We start from the raw sequence: 22,694 nt of genomic DNA, 5'->3' as shown, positions 1-22,694 counted from the left end.
TTGTACTCGCCAAAATACTTCGTGATCGCAGCCGTCAAAGACGTCTTGCCATGGTCAACGTGACCAATCGTGCCAATGTTCACATGAGGCTTATTACGCTCGAATTTACCTTTTGCCATGTGAGGTCTCCATTACTAGCAGCCAGTTAAGGCGTTAAATTAAGTTACCTACGCAATTCCTGGAAATTACGCGTATTTCTTCTGGACTTCCTGCGCGACCGCGGTCGGCACAGGCTCGTAGTGATCGAACTGCATCGTGTACTGGGCGCGGCCCTGCGACATCGAACGCAGATTGTCGACGTATTTGAACATGTTGGCGAGCGGCACCATCGCGTTGACGACGACGGCGACGCCGCGGGTCTCCTGACCCTGGATCTGGCCGCGGCGGCCGTTCAGGTCGCCGATGACGTTGCCGACGTAGTCTTCCGGCGTCACCACCTCGACCTTCATGATCGGCTCGAGCAGCTGCACGCCAAGCTTCGGCGCGGCTTCACGAAAGCACGCACGGCCGGCGATTTCGAAGGCGAGAACCGAGGAGTCGACATCGTGGAAGGCGCCGTCGATCAGGGTCGCCTTGACGCCGATCATCGGGAAGCCCGCGAACGGACCCGACGACATGACGCTGTTGATGCCCTTCTCGACGCCGGGGATGTATTCCTTCGGCACGGCGCCGCCGACGATCTTGGACTCGAACTGGAACTCGCTGCTCTCCGGATCCGGCTCGAAGATGATCTTGACGCGAGCGAACTGGCCGGTACCGCCGGTCTGCTTCTTGTGCGTGTAGTCCTGCTCGTGGGTGCGGGTGATCGTCTCGCGATAGGCAACCTGCGGCGCACCGACATTGGCCTCGACCTTGAACTCGCGCTTCATGCGATCGACGATGATGTCGAGGTGCAGCTCGCCCATGCCGGAGATGATGGTCTGGCCCGATTCCTCGTCGGTCTTGACGCGGAAGGACGGATCCTCGGCAGCCAGGCGATGCAGCGCCAGGCCCATCTTCTCCTGGTCGTTCTTGGTCTTTGGCTCGATGGCGATCTGGATAACCGGATCGGGGAATTCCATGCGCTCCAGAATGACCGGATGCAGCGGATCGCACAGCGTATCGCCGGTGGTCGTATCCTTGAGGCCAGCCAGGGCGACGATGTCGCCGGCATAGGCTTCTTCGACGTCGGCGCGCGAATTCGCATGCATCTGCAGCATGCGGCCGATGCGCTCCTTCTTGCCCTTGACCGTATTGTCGACCGAGGTGCCCTTGGCCAGCTTGCCCGAATAGATGCGGGCGAAGGTGAGCGAGCCGACGAACGGGTCGTTCATGATCTTGAACGCCAGCATCGACAGCGGCTCGTTGTCGTCGGCGTGGCGCTCGATCTCGGCGTCCGTCTTGGCGTCGACGCCCTTGATCGCCGGCACGTCGATCGGCGACGGCAGGTATTCGACAACGGCGTCAAGCAGCGGCTGAACGCCCTTGTTCTTGAAAGCGGTACCGCAGAACACCGGATGGAATTTGACCGCGATCGTGCCCTTGCGGATCAGTGCGCGGATCTCGTCATTCGACGGCATATTGCCTTCGAGATAGTTTTCCAGAGCCGTCTCGTCCATTTCGACGACGGCCTCGATCATCTTCTCGCGGTATTCTTCGGCTTTCGCCTTCAGGTCGGCCGGAATCTCGACGACATCCCAGGCAGCGCCCAATTCTTCGTTGCGCCAGATCAACGCGTTCATCTCGATCAGGTCAACGACGCCCTTGAATTCATTCTCGGCGCCAATCGGCAACTGCACGGCGACAGCGACCGCACCAAGACGGGACTTGATCATGTCGAGGCAGCGGTAGAAATCCGCGCCGGTCTTATCCATCTTGTTGCAGAAGATCATGCGCGGGACGTGATACTTCTCGGCCTGGCGCCAAACGGTCTCGGTCTGCGGCTCGACGCCGGCGTTGGAATCGAGCAGCGCGATGGCACCATCGAGGACGCGCAGCGAACGCTCGACTTCAATGGTGAAGTCGACGTGGCCCGGCGTATCGATGATGTTGAAGCGGCGCATCTTGCCGTCACGGCCCTTCCAGAAGGTCGTGGTGGCGGCCGACGTGATGGTGATGCCGCGCTCCTGCTCCTGCTCCATCCAGTCCATGGTCGCAGCACCGTCGTGCACTTCGCCAATCTTGTGCGATTTGCCGGTGTAGTAGAGAATCCGCTCGGTCGTCGTCGTCTTGCCGGCGTCGATGTGCGCCATGATGCCGAAATTGCGGTAGTCTTCGATTTTATATTCGCGAGCCATGATGGTCTCTCCGTCTCTCTTTCGCGACTACCAGCGGTAGTGCGCGAAGGCGCGGTTGGCTTCCGCCATCTTGTGGGTGTCTTCACGCTTCTTGACGGCGGTGCCGCGGTTGTTCGCGGCATCCATCAGTTCGCCCGACAGGCGGTCGACCATCGTCGTCTCGTTGCGGTTGCGGGCAGCTGTGATCAGCCAGCGGATGGCAAGCGCCTGGCGGCGCTCAGGGCGGACATCGACCGGAACCTGGTAGGTGGCGCCGCCGACGCGGCGCGAACGCACTTCCACATGCGGCGCGACATTGTCGAGCGCCTGATGGAAGACGGTGACCGGCTCCTGCTTGGTCTTGGCCTGCACCTGATCGAGGGCGCCATAGACGATGGTCTCGGCTGCCGACTTCTTGCCGTCATACATGACGGCGTTCATGAACTTGGTGACGACCAGGTCGCCGAACTTCGGATCCGGGTTGATCTCACGCTTTTCTGCACTGTGACGACGGGACATGGTTCTTGTCTCTCAATCTCGTGGCCCAGCGCACAAAAAAAGCGCCGAAGCCGGAAAACCTTACTTCGGACGCTTGGCACCGTATTTCGAACGGCGCTGCTTGCGGTTTTTCACGCCTTGCGTGTCGAGCACGCCGCGGATGATGTGATAGCGCACGCCCGGAAGATCCTTCACGCGGCCGCCGCGGATCATTACCACGGAGTGCTCCTGAAGGTTGTGGCCTTCGCCGGGAATGTAGCCGATCACTTCGAAGCCGTTGGTCAGGCGGATTTTCGCGACCTTGCGCAGTGCCGAGTTCGGCTTCTTCGGCGTCGTCGTATAGACGCGCGTGCAGACGCCCCGCTTCTGCGGGTTCTGCTGCATGGCCGGCACTTTGTTGCGCGTCGCCGGCGCCTGGCGCGGCTTGCGGATCAGCTGGTTGACGGTAGGCATTAAACCCTCTTGTCTCTACAAATTCCGTGTCTCGAGCCCACTACGGGCGGCTTCAAGCGTTATTTCCATACGCAAATTCGGGCCACGAACCGCGATCTGCGGTCTTGCCCGAACAAAAAGCAGAGGAAGCGGAAGCCGCTTCATGCACGCCGGAAATGTCTTTTCGCTCGTAAAACGAACCCTGTTTGAGGCAAACTCCAGAACGAGACGTTCCGGAAAGCCAGACCTCACATCGGCTCAGACTGCGCGGCTTCTACTCGCAAGACCCCGAACCGTCAAGCCCGCACCTCCAATAATCTCGCTAAAACCGTAGCTTGGCCTGCATGCCTGCCATGCGCGCAATTTTCTTGCGTCATCTTGCAAAAGCGAAACAGAAAAACACGCTTTTTGCCCTGTCGGCTGCCCAGCAATCATGCGAAAACGCCCTGAATCTGGGCACCCGGCATGCCCGCGGGGCGGAGACGAAGGAATCACGCAATGAACGACAATGAGGAGCGCCCCGTCACCATCATCACCGGCCGCATATGGAAGAAGAAAGGTGGCAAGGTCGAAGGCGTCCATATTTTCCTTATGGCACCCGACGACGATTCGGCGGTGCGGCGTGCCTTGGAATCGCTTGCCGCGGAAGGTTATGCCGAAGCCGAACTCGACCAGATCGGCGACATGCAGGGCGAGCCCGACGAGGAACCGCATATGTCGGCCTACCAGGGTGCGCTGGAAGGCGAAGTGTCGATCGTGATGTTCGATGTGACGGATTAAGGCCTGAGGGGATTCATCTTGAGTTGATGACGGCTGCGGCGAGATGGATCATGGCTGAGAAGCTTTGATCGGTCTTCGGCTCGCATGGCGATGCGCTTGAAGAAGTTCTCGATGAGGTGTCGCCATTTGTAGAGTTCGCGATCGAGCGCCAGAGGCTTGGTCCGGCGCGTATGCTGCGAGATGACGGCCTTGGCGCCGCGCTCGTTGAGATTGGCGACGATGCGATCACTGTCGAAGCCTTGTCGGCGATCAGCCCGCCGAAATCGATGCCTTCAAGCAGCAGTCCGACGCCGACCGTGTCGAAGCGGTGGCGGGGCGGCAATTGGAAGCGCGCCAGATTGCCGAGCCCATGAAATTGGCGCGGAGTTTGTCGTATCAGGCCCTGGCGGCTTTGCCAATTCAAGCTTTCTTTGCCGAGACCCGCCAATACCGCCATGGCGCATACCAGGCGTAAGGTGCACCAAGGCGCTCCGGCACATTGTCGATGCCGTGCGTGCCGCCAGGGCCGCAGCGCATCACCCGGAACAGCCCCATCCAGCCGCCGGACCACAGGCCGTGGCGGGCGATGGCCTCGTAGGCGTATTCGGAACAGGTCGGCAGGTGGCGGCAGGAATTGCCGACGAAACCGGAAAGCGTCAGCTGATAGAAACGCACGAGCGACGTGCCGGCCAGGCGGCCGGGCGTCCTGCGCCACGGACCAGACCAGTTGCGGCCACGGGATCGGCGCGCGGGCTGCGTGTGCTGGTGATCATGGCTCATCGCCAGGATATCCGGTCGGGATCGCTCATGCCTCCATAGATGTCGATTCACATGCGCCTGCGCAACAGGGCGGGCAATCAGCCCTCGGTCGGGGCTGCAGTCACGCGAGCCGCATTGCGGCCGATGCGAGGCACGGAACCTGCCTGCGGCTTCTCCCGAGGCCGGCACCGGTCGTGCGGCGCAAATCCGTGGCGGATCGGCTCATATGACCGCTGAAATGTCACGATGCGGATGACGTCGCCGAATATGCCCATGAACTCGAACATGGCTCAATCTCCTTTGTATAGGGATTAGACAGCCACTCGCCTTCGCTCTCAAACGAGTATATTTTCCACTTTGGATAACTTGGAGTTATGCGAATGAAGCGTAGTCGCCTGCCCCTGACGGCGCTGCGAAGCTTTGAAGCGGCAGGGCGGCTGCTCAGCTTCAGCCGGGCCGCAGAGGAGTTGTTCGTCTCGCAGGCGGCGATCAGCCGGCAGATCAGGGAACTCGAAACCACGCTGAAGACGTCGCTGTTCCTGCGGCTGCACCGCAAGGTGGAACTGACCGAAACCGGCCACCGGCTGCTCGCCCAATTGACCAGAAGCTTCGACGCGGTGGACGCCGCGGTGTCGGAAATCCTGCGGGCGAGCGGGCCGCCGACAGTGCGTGTCAGCGTCGAACCGGCGCTGGCTTCAAGCTGGCTCATCCCGCGGCTCGACCGTTTCCGGCAATTGCATCCGGACATCGATGTGCTGATCGACGTCAACCCCCGGGTCGTCGACTTTCACGGCGGCGGTCCGGAGATCGCCCTGCGCTACAGTGCCCAAAGCACCTCCTGGCCGGATACGGACGCCGAACGGCTGAGGCAGCTTTTCGACACTCCGGTGCTGTCTGCCAGCCTGGCACGGTCGGGGCCTCCCCTGGCAAGGCCGCAAGATCTGCGAAAATACACGCTGCTGCACGAGGAAAACCGGCGGTATTGGGAAAAATGGTTCGAGAAGGCGGGTGCGCCCGAAAGGGATACCCCCGCGCGCGGACCGCAACTGGCCGATATGGCGCTGGTGCTGCAGGCGGCGTTGCGCGGCCATGGCGTTGCACTGGGCTGCCTGTTCCTGGCGCATGACGATCTCGCGTCAGGCGCGCTGGTCCAGCCGTTCGAGACCAGGATAGGCGCCGGCGCCTATTGGATGGCGGCACGCAACCTCAAGGCGCTCAGCGAACCGGCGGCGCGCTTCGCGGACTGGGTACGGGCGGAGTTCGAAAAAGTTCCTCCGCTGGATATCGGGAACGAACGATGAGAAGTCAGGCGGCTTCCCCGGCCTGCTTCCTCTCGATCTGGCCGATCGCATCGACGACGGCATCGAAGGTGAGCATGGTCGAGGCGTGGCGCGCCTTGTAGTCGCGCACCGGCTCCAGATATTTCAGGTCGTCGAAACGCCCGTCTGGGGGGGCGCCGTTTTCCTTCAGCATCTTCAGCATGGTTTCGCGGACCGCGCGCAATTCGCCGGCGGTGGCGCCGACGACATGCAAAGCCATGATCGAGGACGAAGCCTGGCCGAGCGCACAAGCCTTCACGTCATGGGCGAAATCGGTGACGACGCCGTTCTCCATCTTTAGATCAATAGTGACCGTCGAACCGCAGAGCTTGGAGTGCGCTTTTGCAGTGGCATCGGGGTCTTCAAGCCGGCCGATGCGCCCAATATTGCCGGCAAAACCAAGAATTTTCGCGTTGTAGACGTCGTCGATCATGATTTTCCAATCCGTCGCTGTTTGGCGAACAGTGCGTGGCGCCCTGGCATCTTTCATTCAACGCGGCAGGACATATATAATGATTGCGATCCCACCACGGCAAGGCGCTGCAAGCGCGGCCGGATGGGATCGAGACTCGCCGCTTTCGGGACCAGAGTAGAAAGTTTCTCCGGCACCGTGAAAGGCATTGGTCCGTTCAACTCGTTCCTCCGCCGAGGGGAACTACGGGAGACGCCTTAATGGACGCCGTCATCAAGAATTTTCCGCGCGCGGAAGACAGCAAGAACCCCGACATCAAGCGTCCGACCCAAGCGGAAGCCGAGGCGGCCGTTCGCACGCTCTTGCTGTGGACCGGCGACAACCCGGACCGCGAAGGGCTGAAGGATACGCCGCGGCGTGTGGCCAAGGCCTATCGCGAACTGTTCGCCGGCTATGCCCAGGATCCGGCCGAAGAACTTGGCCGCACCTTCGAGGAAGTCGCCGGCTACGACGACATGGTGCTGGTCAAGGACATCCCGTTCCATTCGCATTGCGAGCACCATATGGTGCCGATCATAGGCAAGGCGCATGTCGCCTACCTGCCCGACGGGCGCGTGCTCGGCCTGTCGAAGATCGCCCGCGTGGTCGACATCTTCGCGCACCGGCTGCAGACGCAGGAAGCGATGACGGCACAGATTGCCGGTGTCATCCAGGACGTGCTAAATCCGCGCGGCGTTGCCGTGATGATCGAGGCCGAGCACATGTGCATGGCCATGCGCGGCATCCGCAAGCAGGGTTCGACCACCCTCACCTCCACCTTCACCGGCAGCTTCAAGGACAGTCCCGAGGAGCAGGTCCGGTTCGTAACGATGGTGCGGGACGGCAACCGGGGCTGAGACGCCCTCGCCGGTCCCGCGGACAAGGACCGGCAATGCCACAGATCGAATTCGCAGAACCTCCGGCAGACAAGCAGTCGCTCGAGGAAGGCCGCACACTCTCACCGCGTTTCGATGCAAACGGACTGGTGACCGCCGTCGTCACAGACGCGCGCGACGGCATGCTATTGATGGTGGCGCACATGAACGCCGAAGCGCTGGCGCTGACCATCGAGACCGGCATCGCCCACTACTGGTCGCGGTCGCGGGCTTCGCTCTGGAAAAAAGGCAAAACCTCCGGGAATGTGCAAAATGTCACAGAATTGCGCGTCGATTGCGACCAGGATGCCGTATGGCTTAGCGTAAATGTCGCAGGTCACGACGCAACTTGTCACACCGGACGGCGTTCCTGTTTCTACAGGACGGTGGAACTCGGGAACGGCATCGCAACACTTCGCGACGACGGCGCTGGACCATTGTTCGATCCTGCAAAGGTCTATTGAACGGCGAGTGAACCATTTCGACCTTGGAAGCCACACAGATTCACCATTTTGATACGGCAGTGCCGTAAAAATAACTTGGGACAAGGAGTTGGTGATGCTCGAATGGGCGTCCATACGCGGCAAGCCGGACATGCGGGAGATGAAGGACCTCACCTCCGACGGCGCGCCACAATCCAAAACCGACAAGAAGAAAACCGGCATTTCGCTTGCGTTGGGCGGCGGCGCGGCGCGCGGCTGGGCCCATATCGGCGTGCTTCGCGCGTTGGACGAAGCCGGCATCGAAATCAGCATGATCGCGGGAACCTCTATCGGCGCGCTGGTCGGCGGCTGCTACCTGGCGGGCAAGCTCGACCAGCTCGAAGAGTTCGCTCGCAGCCTGACCAAGCGCCGCATCTTTGGTCTGCTCGATATCAATCTCGGCGGCAGCGGCCTGTTCGGCGGCATGAAACTGACATCGCGCATGCAGGAACACATGAACGGGCTGCGGTTCGAGGACCTGGACAAGCCGTTCGTCTGCATTGCCACGGAAGTTCGTACCGGCCATGAGATCTGGCTGACGGAAGGTTCGCTGATCACCGCAATGCGGGCCTCCTACGCGTTGCCGGGCGTGTTCGAGCCGGTCAGCGCCAACGGCCGCATCCTGGTCGACGGCGCCCTGGTCAACCCGGTACCGGTCTCCGTGCTGCGGGCTTACGAGCAGCCGCTGGTCGTCGCCGTGAACCTGCACTACGACCTTTTCGGACGCGCGGCGGTCATCAAGCACAGCGCCGGCGAACTGGTCGTGCAAAAGGACGCGTCGCCCGGCACGCACCGCGACCCCAATGCCACCGCGCAAGGCACGCGCCTCGGCATCACCGGGGTCATGGTCGAGGCGTTCAACATCATCCAGGACCGCATCTCGCGCGCCCGGCTGGCCGGCGATCCGCCAGACCTGTCGCTGCAGCCGAAGCTCGGCCATGTCGGGCTGTCGGAATTCCATCGCGCCGACGAGGCGATCAAGCTCGGCTACGAAGCGACCAAGGCGCAGATCGGCGAACTGACCCGCCTGCAGAGCGTGCTGGCGTAAGCCGGCTTCGTCAGGCCGCCGCCGCGTCGATGATGCGGAATTGTACACTGCGGGCGCCATTCCAGTAATTGCCGGACAGGGCTCCGGCAACATGAACGCTGCTTCCTCTCCTCTTGAAAAGAAACTCTCCGAGCGGACTTTCGGCGGCGCGGAAGGCGATCGCCTGAATGCGGCCGCCGGAATCGCTCCTCAGGTCGGCGCGGACGTGACCGGCGCCGACCGGGCGCGCGTCGACGAGATGATGGCGCGGCAAGACAAGCACCGGCGGGGGGTAACCCTGGCCGAACGGACCCACCTTCTCCAACGCGTCGAGCATGTCCTGCGTTGCGCCTTCCGCCGCAAGCGCGGCGTCGACCTTCAGGCTTTCCTCGTTGCGCAAGCGAAAGACGTCGGCGGCGGCACGCTCCTCGAAAAACGCCCGCAAAGCGCCGAGATTAGCCCGCTCGACAGTGATGCCGGCAGCCATCGCGTGGCCGCCTCCCTTGACGATCAGCCCCTTGTCGGCCGCCTCGCGCACCAGCCGCCCGAGATCGAAACCCGAAACCGAGCGTCCGGAGCCGGTGCCGGTGCCATTCGGATTGAAGGCGACGGCGAAGGCAGGCCGGCGCGCATGGTCCTTCAGCCGCGAGGCGAGCAGGCCGACAATGCCCGGATGCCAGGTCTCGCTGGCCGTCACCACGACGGCGGGACCAGCACCGCCAAGCATTTCCGCATCGGCTTCGGCGCGCGCCTCGGCAAGCATCTCCTGTTCCATGAGTTGGCGCTCCTGGTTCAGCCGGTCGAGCGTTTCGGCGATCTTGTCCGCCTCGACCGGATCGTCGGTGGCAAGCATGCGGCTGCCGAGACCGGCATCGCCGATGCGGCCGCCGGCGTTGATGCGCGGCCCGATCAGAAAAGCCAGATGAAAGGTGTTGATCGGCTCGCCGATCCGCGACACGCGGGCGAGTGCCGCCAGCCCCGGATTGCGCTGCTGGCGCAGCATCTGCAAACCCTTGATGACGAAGGCACGGTTGACGCCGGTCAGCGGCACGACATCGCAAACGGTCGCCAGCGCGACGAGATCGAGCAAGGTGAGCAGGTCGAAGGGCGTGCCGAAATTCTTCTCGCGCAGCAGCTTGGCGACCTGGACAAGCGTCAGGAACACGACGCCGGCGGCGCACAGATGCCCCTGCCCCGACAGATCGTCCTCGCGGTTCGGATTGACGACCGGCACGCCTTCCGGCAACGCGGCGCCGACCTGGTGATGATCGAGCACGACGACATCGGCACCGGCTGCACGCGCCGCATCGATGGACGCCGCGCTGTTGGTTCCGCAATCGACGGTGACGATCAATCTGGCTCCGCGCGAGACGAGTTCGCGCATGGCATCCGGATTGGGGCCGTAGCCCTCGAAGATGCGATCCGGGATGTAGATTTCCGACGTCAGGCCGAAATGCGCCAGGAACCGCTTCAACAGGGCGGAGGAAGCCGCGCCATCGACATCGTAGTCGCCGAATATGGCGACCTTCTCGCGCCGGATCACAGCATCGGCGATGCGCGCAGCGGCGGCATCCATGTCGGTCAGCGAGACCGGATTGGGCAGGAGATCGCGGATCGTCGGATCGAGAAAGCGCTCGGTTTCCTCCGCACTGATGCCGCGGCCGGCGAGAACGCGGGCGACCAGATCGGAAACGCCATGTCCCTGCGCAATGGCGAGCGCGGCAACCTCCTGACGCTCCGTCAGGCGATGCTCCCAGGAAAGCCCTGTCGCCGATTCCTTCACGCCAAGAAAGAAGCGCCTGTCCGCACTCATACGCTTGTCCATCCGCCCGAATCTGTCGGTCGATCGTAAGTCGTATTAGCGTAGCGCAAAATAAGCGCGATCAGAATTTTTCGAGATCCTGATGCCGCGCCTTGATCTCGCGAACCGTTTTCGAGGAGGAACGCATGACGATGGTATGCGTCTGGACCGAATCGCGGTTGAACTTGACGCCGGCCAGCAAATTGCCGTCGGTTACGCCGGTGGCGGCGAAAAGCACGTCGCCCTTCGCCATTTCCTCGATCCGGTAGATCTTGTTCGGATCGGAAATGCCCATCTTGGCGGCCCTGACGACCTTTTCTTCGGTGTTGAGCTGCAGACGGCCCTGCATCTGGCCGCCGATGCAGCGCAGTGCTGCCGCCGCCAGAACGCCTTCCGGCGCGCCGCCGGTGCCGAGATAGATGTCGATGCCGGTCTCGTCCGGATCGGTCGTGTGGATGACGCCGGCAACGTCGCCGTCGCCGATCAGCCTGATCGACGCGCCCGTGGCGCGCACGGCCTCGATCAGGCGCGCATGGCGCGGACGGTCGAGGATGCAGGCGGTGATCTCGTTGACGGGAACGCCCTTCGCCCTGGCCAGGTTTTCGATGTTCTCGATCGCCGGGGCGTCGATATCGACGACGCCTGCCGGGTAGCCCGGGCCGACGGCGATCTTTTCCATGTAGACGTCTGGCGCGTAGAGCAGGCTGCCCTTTTCGGCGATGGCGATGACGGCCAGCGAGTTGGGGAGATTCTTGGCACAGATCGTGGTGCCCTCCAGCGGGTCGAGCGCGATGTCGACCTTGGGGCCGTCGCCGCTGCCGACCTCCTCGCCGATGTAGAGCATCGGCGCCTCGTCGCGTTCGCCTTCGCCGATGACGACAGTACCCCTGATCGGCAGCCGGTTGAGTTCGGAGCGCATGGCGTCGACCGCCACCTGATCGGCGGCCTTCTCGTCACCCCGGCCGCGCAAGCGCGCCGCGGCGACCGCGGCACGTTCGGTGACACGCACGAGTTCAAGGGTGAGAATCCGGTCGAGGCCTGCCGTCGCGTTCTTCGCCATCGTCACTTTCCTGCCAATACAAATATGCGGACGCCGTGCCGGACGGGCACGGGCGCGCTCCTTTTGTCAAAGCACCATGACAACGGCAAGACCCGCAGACACGTTTCCGTGCCCGATGGAAAATATCAATCGATTGAAGTGCTTCCGCGCGTTTTATCCAGCACGTTCTATCTTTTGTACGGCTAGGCGATCAGTCTCGTTTTCGCAGGTTTCGTTGTAATTTTCATATCTAGCGCGCGTAACACTCCCAAAAGCGTCGTGAGCTTGGGGTCACCGTCGCCACTCAGCGCCTTGTAAAGCGCTTCGCGAGTGACTCCGGCTTCTTTGGCGATGCCGGTCATGCCGCGGGCACGAGCTACGACACCGAGCGTGTGGGTGATGTAACCAGCGTCGCCCGACTCGAATGCATCGGCAAGAAGCTCAGCTTGGGATTCAACACTTCCCAGGAACTCGGAAGCGTCAAAAGGAACGGTTTCAATGGCCATTGTCAGACCTCCTTCGCCATATCGATGGCGCGTTTTATATCTTTCTTTTGCGAACTCTTGTCGCCTCCGCAAAGAAGGATGATGAGCACCTTGCCGCGCTGCACAAAATAGACCCGATAACCTGGGCCAGTATCGATGCGCAGTTCACCGATGCCGTCGAAGAACTTGACGTCGCCGAGTAGTCCGAATTGCAGACGCGTTATCCGCTGGGCAATTCGTTCAGCCACCCGCGCGTCTTTCAGCGTTCGAAGCCATTCGAGAAAGAAAGGCGTCTGCCGAACTTCGATCATTGTGAATTGTAGTTCACAATGATCGGGAGATCAATCGCGGAGCGTTTTATCCAGCGCGCTCGATGCGGATGACCTGCGGCTTGTCGGTCAGGTGACCATCCTTGGTAATGCCCTCGACCGCCTTGCGGACCGCCGCTTCGGTGGTTTCGTGGGTGACCAGGATGACGGTTTTTTGGGCATCGGCCTCCTGCCCCGCCGCGTGCTGGACGATCGATTCCAGCGAAATCTCGTTGTCGGCCATGCGTTTGGCGACCGCGGCGAAGACGCCGACACGGTCATGCACGGTCAGGCGTATGAAATAACCGCCTTCATGGCTGCGCATCCTGGCTTTCTTGTAAGGCCGCAATTCCCTGGCGGGGCGGCCGAAGACCGGGCCGTGCTGGAAGCCGGGACGGCTTTTTGCAATGTCGGCGATGTCGCCGACGACGGCCGATGCAGTGGCGTTGCCGCCGGCACCCGGGCCTGAAAGCAGCAATTCACCGAGAATATCGGTCTCGATGGCGACGGCATTCGTCACGCCATGCACCTGCGCGATCACCGAAGCGGTCGGCACCATGGTTGGGTGCACGCGCTGCTCGATGCCGCTTTCGGTCTTCTGGGCGACACCGAGAAGCTTGATGCGGTAACCGAGTTCGCCGGCGGCGCGGATGTCGGCCTGGCTGATGTTGGAAATGCCTTCCATGTAGATGTCGTCGGCGGCGATTTTGGTACCGAAGGCAAGGCTGGTCAGGATGGACAGCTTGTGCGCGGTGTCGTGACCCTCGATGTCGAATGTCGGGTCGGCCTCGGCATAGCCGAGGCGCTGCGCATCCTCGAGGCAGGCGTCGAAGGACAGGCCTTCGGCCTCCATGCGGGTGAGGATGTAATTGCAGGTGCCGTTCAGGATGCCGAAAACGCGGGTAACGCTGTTGCCGGCCATCGCCTCGCGCATCGTTTTGATGACCGGGATGCCGCCGGCGACCGCGGCTTCATAATTCAGCAGTACTCCCTTCTTCTCGGCAATCTCGGCCAGAGACACGCCATGCTTGGCAAGCAGCGCCTTGTTGGCGGTGACGACGTGCCGGCCAGCCTCCAGCGCCGCCTTGACGCAAGCGTGGGCCGCGCCCTCGTCGCCGCCGATCAGTTCGACGAAAACATCGATGTCGGCGGATTTCGCCATTTCGACCGGATCGTCGAACCAGTTGGCGTTGCCGAAATCGATGCCGCGGTCCTTGTTGCGGTCTCGTGCCGAAACAGCCGCCACCGCGAGCTCGCGCCCGCACTGACGAGTGAGTTCGGCAGCCTTGCCGGTGATGACGCGGACCACCGATGCTCCGACCGTGCCAAGACCGGCTATTCCAACACGCAATGCTTCGGCCATTCGCGGCAACGCCCCTCAATGTATCAGAAATCGAAAAATCAACGCCGCGCGGTAAGCGAAACCACGTTGTTGGGCTGCTTTGCGGACGACGACAGGAAGCGCTTGATGTTGCGCGCTGCCTGGCGGATGCGGTGTTCGTTCTCGACGAAAGCCAGCCGCACGAAATCGTCGCCGTGTTCGCCGAAACCGACGCCCGGCGCCACAGCGACATCGGCGTGCTCGATCAGGAGCTTGGAGAATTCCAGCGAGCCGAGATGCTTGAACGGCTCGGGGATCGGCGCCCAGGCGAACATCGATGCGGCGGGCGCGGGAATATCCCAGCCGGCGCGGCCGAACGAATCGACCATCACGTCGCGGCGCCGGTGATAGACCTCGCGGACTTCGGCGATATCGGCTCCGTCGCCGTTGAGCGCATGCGCGGCCGCCACCTGGATAGGCGTGAAGGCGCCGTAGTCGAGATAGGATTTCACGCGGGTCAGCGCCGAAATCAGCCGCTCGTTGCCAACCGCGAACCCCATGCGCCAGCCCGGCATGGAAAATGTCTTCGACATCGAGGTGAACTCGACCGCGACATCGATGGCGCCCGGCACCTGCAGCACCGACGGCGGCGGGTTGCCGTCGAAGTAGATCTCCGAATAGGCGAGGTCGGACAGGATGATGATGTCGTTCTTGCGGGCGAAGGCGACGACGTCCTTGTAGAAGTCGAGCGAAGCCACCAGCGCCGTCGGGTTGGACGGATAGTTCAGGATCAACGCCAGCGGCTTCGGGATCGAGTGACGGATACCGCGCTCCAGCGCCGGGATGAAACCGTCATCCGGCTCCGCCTGCAGCGAGCGGATGACGCCGCCGGACATGATGAAACCGAAGGCGTGGATTGGATAGGTCGGGTTCGGGCAGAGGATCACGTCGCCAGGTGCGGTGATCGCCTGCGCCATGTTGGCGAAGCCTTCCTTGGAGCCGAGGGTGGCGACGACCTGGGTATCCGGATTGAGCTTCACGCCGAAACGGCGGGCATAATAATTGGCTTGGGCGCGGCGCAGGCCGGGGATGCCGCGCGACGACGAATAACGGTGGGTGCGCGGATCGCGGACCACTTCGCAGAGCTTGTCGACGATCGCCTTGGGCGTCGGCAGGTCCGGATTGCCCATGCCGAGGTCGATGATATCGGCGCCGTTGGAACGGGCAGTGGCCTTCAGCCGGTTGACCTGTTCGAAAACATAGGGCGGAAGCCTGCGGACCTTGTGAAATTCTTCCATTTCCGTTCCAGACGACACGAGGGGCTTTCGGTGGCGCGATATACACGCAATTCAGGCATGGGTCGATAGCCGCAGGGACCACCTTTCGGCCACCGGAAGGCTACTGCTCGATTTCCTTCAGCGTGTCGGCCGCATGGGTGTCGGCGAGCTTGCGCAGTACAGCCGGGTCGGTCTGACCGGCAGGTACCGCAGCGGTTGCCGCGTTCTGCTTATGCGCCGCGCTCAGCGCGGCCATATCCGCGCTCCTTTGTGCAGGCGTCATCTGCTCGGCCGCCTGCTGCGGCGGGACGTTGAGGTTGGGGAACGTGCCGGTGTTGACCGGCCCCCTGGCGCCGGCGGGCACCGCGTCGTCGACGGAAGAGGCGCAACCGGCAAGCAGGAGCGCCACCGCCACCGAGGCCGGCGCAGCCAAAAGCCGCACGCCAAAAAAAACATGTCCGCCAATGCGATATGTCATAGTCTTGTCCCGGCAGGCTTTATAAAGCAGAGGACGTCCTCAATTGGACCCCAATGGACGTCCCATGGTAATATGTCAAATAAAAGAGCGCCTGGGGAGGCAAGCGGAAACATGCCGAAGGCAGCCGACAAGGAAACGAAGGACGCCGCCCGCGACTCCGGCACTGAAAGCGATTCCGCCGCTTCGGTCGAGCAGTACCTGGTCAAGGATCCGGAGCGCTTCGCCCTCAACCTGGCGCGCATGGTCGAGGAAGCCGGCAAGGCGGCTTCAGCCTGGGTAACGCCGCGCGAGAAAGGAGAGGTGCGCGACAGCGTCGCCGAACCGATGACCGACATGGTCAAGACCTTCTCCAAGCTGTCGGAATATTGGCTTTCCGATCCGCAACGGGCGCTCGAAGCCCAAACCAGGCTGTTTTCGGGCTACATGAATGTGTGGGCGAACGCCATCCGCCGGGTCGGTGGTGACGAAGATGGTGACGATGCCGTCAAGCCGGACCGTGGCGACAAGCGCTTCCAGGATCCCGAATGGGGCAGGAACGCGTTCTTCGATTTCCTCAAACAGGCCTATCTGGTGACGTCGCGCTGGGCCGGCGATCTCGTCGAACACGCCGACGGACTCGACGAACACACCAAACACAAGGCCGGCTTCTACGTGAAGCAGATCTCCAACGCGATCTCACCGTCGAATTTCATCCTGACCAACCCGGAACTGTTTCGCGAGACCGTCGCTTCGAGCGGCGAGAACCTGGTGCGCGGCATGAAGATGCTGGCCGAGGACATCACCGCCGGCAAGGGCGACCTGAAACTCAGGCAAGCCGATTATTCGCGCTTCGAGATAGGCAGGAACATCGCGGTGACGCCCGGAAAAGTAGTGGGGCGCAGCGATGTCGCCGAAATCATCCAGTACGAGCCGTCGACCGACAAGGTGCTGAAACGGCCGCTGCTGATCTGCCCGCCATGGATCAACAAGTTCTATATCCTCGATCTCAACCCGGAGAAATCCTTCATCCGCTGGGCCGTCGCGCAAGGCCATACCGTTTTCGTCATCTCCTGGATCAATCCGGACGAGCGGCACGGCAGCAAGGGCTGGGAGGCCTATATCCGCGAAGGCCTGCAATACGGCCTCGACACGATCGAGAACGCCACCGGCGAGAAGGAAGTCAACGCGATCGGCTATTGCGTCGGCGGCACGCTGCTTGCGGCAGCCCTTGCGCTGATGGCGCAGGAAGGCGACGAGCGGGTGCGCTCAGTGACCTTCTTCACCACCCAGGTCGACTTCACTTATGCCGGCGACCTGAAAGTGTTCGTCGACGAGGATCAGATCGCGGCGGTCGAGCTGTCGATGAGCGGCAAGGGTTATCTCGACGGGACCAAGATGGCGACAGCCTTCAACATGCTGCGATCGGGCGACCTGATCTGGCCCTATGTCGTCAACAACTACATGCGGGGCAAGGAGCCGCTGCCTTTCGACCTGTTGTACTGGAACGCCGATTCGACGCGCATGGCGGCCGCGAACCACTCCTACTACCTGCGGAACTGCTATCTGGAGAACAATCTTTCGCAAGGCCACATGCAACTTGCCGGGCGCACCGTTTCATTGTCGGACATAACGATTCCCGTCTACAATCTCGCGTCGCGCGAAGACCATATCGCACCGGCAAAGTCGGTCTTCCTCGGCTGCAGATATTTCGGCGGCGAGGTCGAATACGTGATGGCCGGCTCCGGCCACATCGCCGGCGTGGTCAACCCGCCATCGCTTGGCAAATACCAGCACTGGACCGGCGGCAAGCCGGTCGGCGACTTCCAGCAATGGATTGAAAAAGCTACGGAAACGCCAGGTTCGTGGTGGCCGCACTGGCAAAAATGGATCGAAGCCAGAGACGATGCAAAGGTCGCGGCGCGAAAGCCGGGCGGCAAAGCCAAGACGTTGGGCGATGCGCCGGGTAGTTACGTAAAAGTAAGAGTGTAACAGTCTGTAATCTGCGGTGAATTGACCTCCGGCTCAAAACCGGCGAAATGGTGGCAGGCATGTTCGCTGTCCTAATTCTCCATGGCGCAAGAAATTGCGGAGAACCCGAGAATCGTTAGGACTGGTTTCCGAGTAAGGTAACGCAGTCCTAGTTCAAGTCAGAATTGTCGTCCTTCGATTGCGTGGCGGCTCGGAAAGCTGAGGGGGAAGCGGTTTGAAAGCAGAACGACCGCGCAAAGCAGGCGGGGAAGGCCGTGCCGTTCTGGCCGCGCTCCTTGCCGTGCTGCTGGCGTCCTGCACGACCGCCGACCAGGGAATGGACATGGCTTCGCCCGGCTTCAACATGGCCGGCACCGATATTGCCGCTGATTCGATCGGCAACACTTCGCCAGCTTCCGGTCTTGTCATGTCGAGCGAGGGCGACACCGCCCTGCCCGACCAGATCGCCTATCGCCCGGTGACGAAACCCGGCGGCGCTGAAGTTGCCGCCGTAGCGCCTGACGCAGTTGCGAACCCCGCCCCGGCAGCCGCTGCCGCACAAGCGGCCACGGACCAGCAGACGGCGGCAGCCGAGCAAACTCCTACAGCGCAGCCTGCAGCCGAGGCGGCCAAAACCGCCGAAGCGCCGAAGGCGGAAGCGGAGGCCACCACCGCGACAGCGCCTGTTCCGACCGCCAAGGACGCGGCTCTCGACGACAAGCAAGTCATCGTTACCGCCACCGACCCTGCCGCAGCGACGGCGCCGATCGAACCCAAGAAGCGCGGTTTCCTTTCCGCCTTTTTCGGCAGTTCGCCGGCCGCGGCCGCACCGGCAAAACCGAAGCCCTTCGCCCAGATCACATCCGCTGCGCCGGCCAAGGCGGAAAAAGCCCAGCCACTGGTGCAACTCGCTTCCGCCTCCGAAGATGACGCCAAGCCGACCGCGGTTCGCGCTTCGCTGGGCGGTGGCGACCTGGACCCGCTGCCTGGTGTGCGCCAGACCGCACTGTTCGAGATCAAGCGGAAGTCCGGCATCGACGACGACAGCGACGTCGACCTGCACGAAGATGAAGACGGCGGTTCCATCCAGCTTGCTTCGGCGGCCGGCCTTGCCCGGCTGGCGCCCAACGGCCTGCTCACCCAGACGGAGCGGGTCGATGTGGCCTGCCTGAAGCCTTCGCTGGTGCGCGTGCTCAAGACGGTCGAGAAGCATTACGGCCGCAAGATCGTCGTGACCTCCGGCTACCGCAGCCCGACGCACAATCGCCGTGCCCGCGGCGCCAAGAATTCTCTGCACATGTATTGCGCCGCCGCCGACGTTCAGGTCGAAGGCGTCAGCAAATGGGAACTGGCGAGCTATGCGCGCAACATGCCGGGCCGCGGCGGCGTCGGCACCTATTGCCATACGAACTCGGTGCACATCGACGTCGGCCCCGAGCGCGACTGGAACTGGCGCTGCCGTCGCCGCAAATAACGCCATCCACTGCGACCTGACGCCCCACTCTGCTCCGCCGACGCAGCGACGGCCCAAAAACTTGTTTTCCTGCAAGGACTTCGGGCGAAAAGCCAAAGCGCGCGCACCAGCACAAAAAAGTTTGATTTCCGCCGCCCGCACGGGTTGCCCGCCGGTCGCAACCTAATTATAACCCGGTCGTCTGCGCGCGCCCATCGTCTAGCGGTCAGGACACCGCCCTTTCACGGCGGTAACAGGGGTTCGATTCCCCTTGGGCGTACCAGACTTTTCCCCACACCCTTCGCTTTCATTCCGCCCGAACCATGTTTCCGGCAACGAACCAAAAAGCGATTGCCGCGTTTCGGTGAATGCGCTCAAGGATCCCGCTAACTATCTTCATTATTGCAGTCGTGGGTATTGGACTGCTCATCGGCTGGCTGACGGCACCCGGCGAATGGTACGCGGGACTGCAAAAGCCATGGTTCAATCCGCCGAACTGGCTGTTCGGCCCGGTCTGGACTATCCTCTACGTCATGGTCGCCGTGGCGGGGTGGCGCATCTGGTCAGATGATCTCGGTTCCCTCAAAGGCCTGTGGCTCACGCAGATGGCGCTGAATTTCCTGTGGTCACCGGTTTTCTTCGGAGCACAGTCAGTGACGCTTGCCCTGATTGTGATTGTCGCGCTGCTCGCCGCCATTGCGCTATTCATCTGGAAGACTTGGCCGGTCGATCGCACTGTGGCAGTCTTGTTCCTGCCCTACGCGGCCTGGGTGGCGTTCGCGACAGCGCTCAACCTGGCGATCCTGCTGCTGAACTGACAGATCTCCGTTCTCAAACAACACACACGGCGCCAACCGTGTGGTGGCGCCGCGTGTATAAAGGTCGCTTAACAGCCTCGATGCGTGTCCTAGATATTCAACCCTTCAGGCGCTCCACGCAAAGCGCGCGCAGCACAAGGGCTGCCTCAGCATAGGTCGTCTGGTTGGCGGTGAAGCGCTCGAGCGACGGATCGTCGAGCAGGGCCTGCACCTCGTCGAGCACGCGAACCGGGAGAATATCGGTGCAGGTGCGCATGCGCCCGAAGACGGCACTGATGGCGGTAGGCTTGCCGTCGCATTCGACAATCGGTTCGGGCGTCCCCTGCTGCCACGCCTCATAGGCGTTAAGCGCATCCTCGAAGGCATAGTGGAGAAAAACCGGCGCGTGGCCTTCATGAAGTGGCGGAAGCACATGTCGCATCTCTGTTTCCTCGTTCTTTTGTTGTTTTCAACCGAAGGATATCCCCGCCCCTCTTGAAAGCTGAACTCGACCTCCTGGCCGCAAACACACCCTCTTCATGCTGCTGGAATGGGTCGGCGAAACTGCCGATGCCACATTATGGACAACTTTCGCGCCGCGACGCAACCTCCGCTTTGGGTTTTGCCATCAAACAATGCGTGGCCGTTTGAGGTCGAAAAGCACTGTCCCGGAACTACCAGCTGCCCGGATATTGCCAGGCCCAGTAGAGGCTTTCCTCGCGCTCCGGCAGGCGCTTTTCCGCATCGGTCACGACAACGCGGCTGTCTCCCCGGGTATCGGCATTCGAGCGCCGGTTCCGTTGTTTTCCGGCGCTGCGCCAGCGTTGCGGAACCAGTTGGTAAAGGGAATCCTTCCAGTCCGACATGGATCCTCCTGAGGTTACCCGCCTGCCGCGACAATGAAAGGATGGCGCATTCCGGAGAAAAGTCAACTTAGTCTACTAATTTTATAGACATTGGATCGGCGCGGCGGAAACAATTTGTGATTCCGTTGTTCCCTTTTTCGCCTCAGTACGGTTCGGGCCGTTCGTTCACACCCAATCCGGCAGGGGTCCTGGTCTTGCCGCTCAATCTCGCCCCCAGTGTCAGCAATCCCGGCACGGCGCCAACAAGCGGCCAGGCGATCCTCGCCGCCCCGGGAAACGCGGCGGCGCGCGCAAAACTTTCGGCGGCGACGATGCGCAACCAAAACTGCCGCCGCCAGGCAGCCGAATAGCGGCGACCGGCATTTGCACGCGCGCTTCTCGCGCCAAGATCGACACCGGACAATTCGGCGGCGAGCAGCCAGCCGGACTGGATGGCCATGGAAATGCCTTCGGCGATGAGCGGATGCGATTCGCCGGCGAGATTGCCGACGCGAAAGATGTCGTCCGCATAGCCCGGCCGGACGCCCGGCCGGATCGGTCCGGCCGCGAGCCAGCCGCCGTCGGCCACCACATCGTCCCGAATTGCCTCGGCCACGCCCCGACAGCTTGCGGCGATGTGGCGGAAAACTGCCTCGCCGGCAGGCAAGCCGCCGTGGCTGCCGCGCACCGCCGCCAGAACATCGCGCCTTATGCAGCAGGAGATCGACAGCCTGCCATGATCGGACCACACCATGCCCCCGTAGCCGCCGGGGAAAATGAACAGCGGCATCAGATCGGCCGTGAGGTGCGCGTCACTGAAATGCGCCTTGAAGCCGAACAGGTCCGACGGACGGCTGGTCTTCTGCAACTGGCTGGGCAGCTTCCCCTGCTCCCAGGAGCCGTGGGCGGCAACGATCACCGGCGCGCTGAGCAGACGCTCCTCTTCTCCCGTAGCGATTCTGACCGCCTGCGCGGTGCCCTCGCCGGCAATGTCGACGGCATGCCAGGGCTGGAAAACCTCGGCGCCGGCTTCCCGCGCGGCGGCGAGAAACAGGGTGTCGAGCAGGTCGCGGCCAAGCGCCCGTCCATATCCTCCCCCGGGCGCCGGCGGCATACGCGCTTCGATGTTCCGATTTCCGGCAAAAAGACCGACCCGCCGCACCTCAGGACCGGCCTCGGTGCGCCAGGCGTCACCCAGGCCGAATTTGTCCAGCAGCGCCAGATTGGTCGCGGACATGAATTCGCCGCACACTTTACGACGCGGGAATGCGGCCTTTTCGACGATCGCCACCTTCCAACCCTGCCGCGCCAGCGCCAGCGCGGTGGAACTCCCCGCCGGCCCGGCGCCGATGACGATCACGTCGTAATTCATCGAGGGTCGTCCGTGGCCACGAAAGTGTGGGTGAACGGGCCGATATCGCGCTCTTCGATGAAAGCGCCGTCACCGCGCGGCCAGAGACCGGACAGTTCGGCGCCGACGAACCCGGCGCGCACGCTTGCCGGCGCGTCGTGCAAGGTCACGTCATTGGCGCCGATTGCCCAAAGCAGCCGCGATGCCGCCAGTGCGACCGCGCCGCGGCGCGGTTCGGTAGCGATGAAAACGGCAGTCAGCGGCCGCAGCCCTGCAAACAGGCTGGCCAACCCGGCATCGTCGAAATGGTGCAGGAAAAGATTGGCCGCAATGACGTCGACGCGTTGGTGGCCGGCTCGCGTGAGCCATTCGAACACGTCGGCCGTGACCGCCTCGGCACGCCAGCCGAGTGCGGCGAATTCGTCGATGCGCAGGCCGGTGATCAGGTCGGCACGGTCGAGCAATGTCAGCTCGACCCGAGGCCAGCGTTTCGCCATCCTGCGCGCCACCGCCAGCATGAAAGCGCCGTCGCCGGCGCCGATCTCCAGGATCCGGCGCGGCGGCCGGGCGACGCGGCGCCGCAGCAGGCGCGCCATGATGCCGGCCTGGATCATCAACGCATTGATGCGCCGCAAATCGCGGCGCGACGCCTGTGCGCGCGGATCGCCGGCAGAAAGCCCGTCGAGGATCTCGGGTTCGACACGTCGAAGAGCGAGTTGGCCGGGCATCGTCGGA

The 22,694-nt window shown here is 62.5% G+C and carries 27 protein-coding genes and 1 tRNA gene; 9 read left to right on the top strand and 19 right to left on the bottom strand.

The annotated features are described in order from the left end of the window. The 4 genes from OHD58_RS27120 to rpsL all read right to left on the bottom strand — a co-directional run. Window positions 1-119: GTP-binding protein (locus OHD58_RS27120; RefSeq protein WP_263804206.1), on the bottom strand; the 119-nt coding region annotated here is incomplete at its 3' end. A 66-nt stretch (window positions 120-185) separates the two neighbouring features. Next, window positions 186-2,276: an elongation factor G gene (gene fusA, locus OHD58_RS27115; protein WP_263806743.1), complete on the bottom strand. Its 2,091-nt coding sequence runs from the start codon at window positions 2,274-2,276 to the stop codon at window positions 186-188. 27 nt (window positions 2,277-2,303) lie between these two features. Then, window positions 2,304-2,774, bottom strand: a complete 471-nt coding sequence (rpsG, locus tag OHD58_RS27110) for a 30S ribosomal protein S7 (protein ID WP_263806742.1) — start codon at window positions 2,772-2,774, stop codon at window positions 2,304-2,306. Between the two features lie 60 nt (window positions 2,775-2,834). Further along, window positions 2,835-3,206: a 30S ribosomal protein S12 gene (gene rpsL, locus OHD58_RS27105; protein ID WP_106775706.1), complete on the bottom strand. Its 372-nt coding sequence runs from the start codon at window positions 3,204-3,206 to the stop codon at window positions 2,835-2,837. Window positions 3,207-3,683: 477 nt separating this feature from the next. Here rpsL and OHD58_RS27100 point away from each other — a divergent pair, with 477 nt between their 5' ends. Beyond that, entirely contained in the window at window positions 3,684-3,965 is a 282-nt protein-coding gene (locus tag OHD58_RS27100; protein ID WP_263806741.1) for a transcriptional regulator, read from the top strand. 13 nt (window positions 3,966-3,978) lie between these two features. On the opposite strand, the gene OHD58_RS27095 is transcribed toward OHD58_RS27100, so the two are convergent. The 3 genes from OHD58_RS27095 to OHD58_RS27085 form a co-directional block, all read right to left on the bottom strand. Next, window positions 3,979-4,392 carry a hypothetical protein gene (locus OHD58_RS27095; RefSeq protein ID WP_263806740.1) on the bottom strand — a complete coding sequence of 138 codons (414 nt, stop codon included), beginning with the start codon at window positions 4,390-4,392 and terminating at the stop codon, window positions 3,979-3,981. Beyond that, window positions 4,365-4,724 carry a membrane protein insertion efficiency factor YidD gene (yidD, locus tag OHD58_RS27090; protein WP_263806739.1) on the bottom strand — a complete coding sequence of 120 codons (360 nt, stop codon included), beginning with the start codon at window positions 4,722-4,724 and terminating at the stop codon, window positions 4,365-4,367. Before yidD ends, OHD58_RS27095 begins: the two co-directional genes overlap by 28 nt. 77 nt (window positions 4,725-4,801) lie before the next feature. Then, window positions 4,802-4,990 carry a hypothetical protein gene (locus OHD58_RS27085; protein ID WP_263806738.1) on the bottom strand — a complete coding sequence of 63 codons (189 nt, stop codon included), beginning with the start codon at window positions 4,988-4,990 and terminating at the stop codon, window positions 4,802-4,804. Between the two features lie 93 nt (window positions 4,991-5,083). Here OHD58_RS27085 and OHD58_RS27080 point away from each other — a divergent pair, with 93 nt between their 5' ends. After that, a complete protein-coding gene (locus OHD58_RS27080) occupies window positions 5,084-6,004 on the top strand; it encodes a LysR substrate-binding domain-containing protein (protein ID WP_263806737.1) in 921 nt (306 codons plus the stop codon). Between the two features lie 4 nt (window positions 6,005-6,008). On the opposite strand, the gene OHD58_RS27075 is transcribed toward OHD58_RS27080, so the two are convergent. Further along, the gene (locus OHD58_RS27075; protein ID WP_263806736.1) at window positions 6,009-6,455 is read right to left on the bottom strand and encodes an iron-sulfur cluster assembly scaffold protein; all 447 of its coding nucleotides are present in this window, start codon (window positions 6,453-6,455) and stop codon (window positions 6,009-6,011) included. A gap of 239 nt (window positions 6,456-6,694) precedes the next feature. On the opposite strand from OHD58_RS27075, the gene folE reads away from it, so the two are divergent. From folE to OHD58_RS27060, 3 genes are all read left to right on the top strand, one after another. Then, the gene (folE, locus tag OHD58_RS27070) at window positions 6,695-7,330 is read left to right on the top strand and encodes a GTP cyclohydrolase I FolE (RefSeq protein WP_263806735.1); all 636 of its coding nucleotides are present in this window, start codon (window positions 6,695-6,697) and stop codon (window positions 7,328-7,330) included. A 35-nt stretch (window positions 7,331-7,365) separates the two neighbouring features. After that, entirely contained in the window at window positions 7,366-7,812 is a 447-nt protein-coding gene (hisI, locus tag OHD58_RS27065; RefSeq protein WP_263806734.1) for a phosphoribosyl-AMP cyclohydrolase, read from the top strand. Between the two features lie 94 nt (window positions 7,813-7,906). Then, the gene (locus OHD58_RS27060) at window positions 7,907-8,878 is read left to right on the top strand and encodes a patatin family protein (protein ID WP_263806733.1); all 972 of its coding nucleotides are present in this window, start codon (window positions 7,907-7,909) and stop codon (window positions 8,876-8,878) included. A 10-nt stretch (window positions 8,879-8,888) separates the two neighbouring features. Here the strand turns inward: OHD58_RS27060 and recJ are convergent, their stop codons facing one another. The 7 genes from recJ to OHD58_RS27025 form a co-directional block, all read right to left on the bottom strand. Beyond that, on the bottom strand, window positions 8,889-10,670 hold the full coding sequence (recJ, locus tag OHD58_RS27055) for a single-stranded-DNA-specific exonuclease RecJ (protein WP_263806732.1): 1,782 nt from the start codon (window positions 10,668-10,670) through the stop codon (window positions 8,889-8,891). Window positions 10,671-10,740: 70 nt separating this feature from the next. Next, complete coding sequence (glpX, locus tag OHD58_RS27050; RefSeq protein ID WP_263806731.1) at window positions 10,741-11,718, bottom strand: class II fructose-bisphosphatase; 978 nt, start codon at window positions 11,716-11,718, stop codon at window positions 10,741-10,743. Window positions 11,719-11,900: 182 nt separating this feature from the next. Then, window positions 11,901-12,203, bottom strand: coding sequence for an addiction module antidote protein (locus tag OHD58_RS27045; RefSeq protein WP_263806730.1), 303 nt, complete (start codon window positions 12,201-12,203; stop codon window positions 11,901-11,903). Between the two features lie 2 nt (window positions 12,204-12,205). Then, window positions 12,206-12,493 (bottom strand): type II toxin-antitoxin system RelE/ParE family toxin, encoded by a 288-nt coding sequence (locus OHD58_RS27040; protein ID WP_263806729.1) that lies wholly within the window; start codon window positions 12,491-12,493, stop codon window positions 12,206-12,208. A 46-nt stretch (window positions 12,494-12,539) separates the two neighbouring features. Then, entirely contained in the window at window positions 12,540-13,853 is a 1,314-nt protein-coding gene (locus tag OHD58_RS27035; protein ID WP_263806728.1) for a homoserine dehydrogenase, read from the bottom strand. Window positions 13,854-13,891: 38 nt separating this feature from the next. Further along, on the bottom strand, window positions 13,892-15,109 hold the full coding sequence (locus OHD58_RS27030) for an LL-diaminopimelate aminotransferase (protein ID WP_263806727.1): 1,218 nt from the start codon (window positions 15,107-15,109) through the stop codon (window positions 13,892-13,894). 100 nt (window positions 15,110-15,209) lie between these two features. Continuing rightward, window positions 15,210-15,566 (bottom strand): hypothetical protein, encoded by a 357-nt coding sequence (locus tag OHD58_RS27025; RefSeq protein ID WP_263806726.1) that lies wholly within the window; start codon window positions 15,564-15,566, stop codon window positions 15,210-15,212. A 111-nt stretch (window positions 15,567-15,677) separates the two neighbouring features. Here OHD58_RS27025 and OHD58_RS27020 point away from each other — a divergent pair, with 111 nt between their 5' ends. The 4 genes from OHD58_RS27020 to OHD58_RS27005 all read left to right on the top strand — a co-directional run bounded on the left by OHD58_RS27020 (window position 15,678) and on the right by OHD58_RS27005 (window position 19,784). Then, entirely contained in the window at window positions 15,678-17,534 is a 1,857-nt protein-coding gene (locus OHD58_RS27020; RefSeq protein ID WP_263806725.1) for a PHA/PHB synthase family protein, read from the top strand. 214 nt (window positions 17,535-17,748) lie between these two features. After that, the gene (locus OHD58_RS27015) at window positions 17,749-18,987 is read left to right on the top strand and encodes a YcbK family protein (RefSeq protein WP_263806724.1); all 1,239 of its coding nucleotides are present in this window, start codon (window positions 17,749-17,751) and stop codon (window positions 18,985-18,987) included. 187 nt (window positions 18,988-19,174) lie between these two features. Beyond that, a tRNA-Glu gene (locus tag OHD58_RS27010) sits at window positions 19,175-19,249 on the top strand. Window positions 19,250-19,334: 85 nt separating this feature from the next. Then, complete coding sequence (locus OHD58_RS27005; RefSeq protein ID WP_263806723.1) at window positions 19,335-19,784, top strand: TspO/MBR family protein; 450 nt, start codon at window positions 19,335-19,337, stop codon at window positions 19,782-19,784. 97 nt (window positions 19,785-19,881) lie between these two features. On the opposite strand, the gene OHD58_RS27000 is transcribed toward OHD58_RS27005, so the two are convergent. From OHD58_RS27000 to OHD58_RS26985, 4 genes are all read right to left on the bottom strand, one after another. Then, complete coding sequence (locus tag OHD58_RS27000) at window positions 19,882-20,205, bottom strand: hypothetical protein (protein WP_263806722.1); 324 nt, start codon at window positions 20,203-20,205, stop codon at window positions 19,882-19,884. Window positions 20,206-20,437: 232 nt separating this feature from the next. Continuing rightward, window positions 20,438-20,629 carry a hypothetical protein gene (locus OHD58_RS26995; protein ID WP_263806721.1) on the bottom strand — a complete coding sequence of 64 codons (192 nt, stop codon included), beginning with the start codon at window positions 20,627-20,629 and terminating at the stop codon, window positions 20,438-20,440. A gap of 142 nt (window positions 20,630-20,771) precedes the next feature. After that, a complete protein-coding gene (locus tag OHD58_RS26990) occupies window positions 20,772-21,980 on the bottom strand; it encodes an NAD(P)/FAD-dependent oxidoreductase (RefSeq protein WP_263806720.1) in 1,209 nt (402 codons plus the stop codon). Next, window positions 21,977-22,687 (bottom strand): hypothetical protein, encoded by a 711-nt coding sequence (locus OHD58_RS26985; protein ID WP_263806719.1) that lies wholly within the window; start codon window positions 22,685-22,687, stop codon window positions 21,977-21,979. Before OHD58_RS26985 ends, OHD58_RS26990 begins: the two co-directional genes overlap by 4 nt. Window positions 22,688-22,694 lie beyond the last annotated feature (7 nt).

Source organism: Mesorhizobium sp. ZC-5, assembly GCF_025753855.1.
Lineage (GTDB): Bacteria > Pseudomonadota > Alphaproteobacteria > Rhizobiales > Rhizobiaceae > Neomesorhizobium.
The sequence above is the reverse complement of the archived record's forward strand: the minus strand, read 5'-3'. Positions and strand labels throughout refer to the sequence as shown.

Bases quoted from the DNA above. Each gene is read 5' to 3' on its own strand.
- OHD58_RS27080 (WP_263806737.1), top strand. From the start codon at position 5,084: ATGAAGCGTAGTCGCCTGCCCCTGACGGCGCTGCGAAGCTTTGAAGCG.
- fusA (WP_263806743.1), bottom strand. From the start codon at position 2,276: ATGGCTCGCGAATATAAAATCGAAGACTACCGCAATTTCGGCATCATG.
- yidD (WP_263806739.1), bottom strand. From the start codon at position 4,724: ATGAGCCATGATCACCAGCACACGCAGCCCGCGCGCCGATCCCGTGGC.
- hisI (WP_263806734.1), top strand. From the start codon at position 7,366: ATGCCACAGATCGAATTCGCAGAACCTCCGGCAGACAAGCAGTCGCTC.
- OHD58_RS27035 (WP_263806728.1), bottom strand. From the start codon at position 13,853: ATGGCCGAAGCATTGCGTGTTGGAATAGCCGGTCTTGGCACGGTCGGA.
- glpX (WP_263806731.1), bottom strand. From the start codon at position 11,718: ATGGCGAAGAACGCGACGGCAGGCCTCGACCGGATTCTCACCCTTGAA.
- OHD58_RS26990 (WP_263806720.1), bottom strand. From the start codon at position 21,980: ATGAATTACGACGTGATCGTCATCGGCGCCGGGCCGGCGGGGAGTTCC.
- rpsG (WP_263806742.1), bottom strand. From the start codon at position 2,774: ATGTCCCGTCGTCACAGTGCAGAAAAGCGTGAGATCAACCCGGATCCG.
- folE (WP_263806735.1), top strand. From the start codon at position 6,695: ATGGACGCCGTCATCAAGAATTTTCCGCGCGCGGAAGACAGCAAGAAC.
- OHD58_RS27040 (WP_263806729.1), bottom strand. From the start codon at position 12,493: ATGATCGAAGTTCGGCAGACGCCTTTCTTTCTCGAATGGCTTCGAACG.
- recJ (WP_263806732.1), bottom strand. From the start codon at position 10,670: ATGAGTGCGGACAGGCGCTTCTTTCTTGGCGTGAAGGAATCGGCGACA.
- OHD58_RS27100 (WP_263806741.1), top strand. From the start codon at position 3,684: ATGAACGACAATGAGGAGCGCCCCGTCACCATCATCACCGGCCGCATA.
- OHD58_RS27060 (WP_263806733.1), top strand. From the start codon at position 7,907: ATGCTCGAATGGGCGTCCATACGCGGCAAGCCGGACATGCGGGAGATG.
- OHD58_RS27025 (WP_263806726.1), bottom strand. From the start codon at position 15,566: ATGACATATCGCATTGGCGGACATGTTTTTTTTGGCGTGCGGCTTTTG.
- OHD58_RS26995 (WP_263806721.1), bottom strand. From the start codon at position 20,629: ATGTCGGACTGGAAGGATTCCCTTTACCAACTGGTTCCGCAACGCTGG.
- rpsL (WP_106775706.1), bottom strand. From the start codon at position 3,206: ATGCCTACCGTCAACCAGCTGATCCGCAAGCCGCGCCAGGCGCCGGCG.
- OHD58_RS27020 (WP_263806725.1), top strand. From the start codon at position 15,678: ATGCCGAAGGCAGCCGACAAGGAAACGAAGGACGCCGCCCGCGACTCC.
- OHD58_RS27085 (WP_263806738.1), bottom strand. From the start codon at position 4,990: ATGTTCGAGTTCATGGGCATATTCGGCGACGTCATCCGCATCGTGACA.
- OHD58_RS27005 (WP_263806723.1), top strand. From the start codon at position 19,335: ATGCGCTCAAGGATCCCGCTAACTATCTTCATTATTGCAGTCGTGGGT.
- OHD58_RS27075 (WP_263806736.1), bottom strand. From the start codon at position 6,455: ATGATCGACGACGTCTACAACGCGAAAATTCTTGGTTTTGCCGGCAAT.
- OHD58_RS26985 (WP_263806719.1), bottom strand. From the start codon at position 22,687: ATGCCCGGCCAACTCGCTCTTCGACGTGTCGAACCCGAGATCCTCGAC.
- OHD58_RS27045 (WP_263806730.1), bottom strand. From the start codon at position 12,203: ATGGCCATTGAAACCGTTCCTTTTGACGCTTCCGAGTTCCTGGGAAGT.
- OHD58_RS27030 (WP_263806727.1), bottom strand. From the start codon at position 15,109: ATGGAAGAATTTCACAAGGTCCGCAGGCTTCCGCCCTATGTTTTCGAA.
- OHD58_RS27000 (WP_263806722.1), bottom strand. From the start codon at position 20,205: ATGCGACATGTGCTTCCGCCACTTCATGAAGGCCACGCGCCGGTTTTT.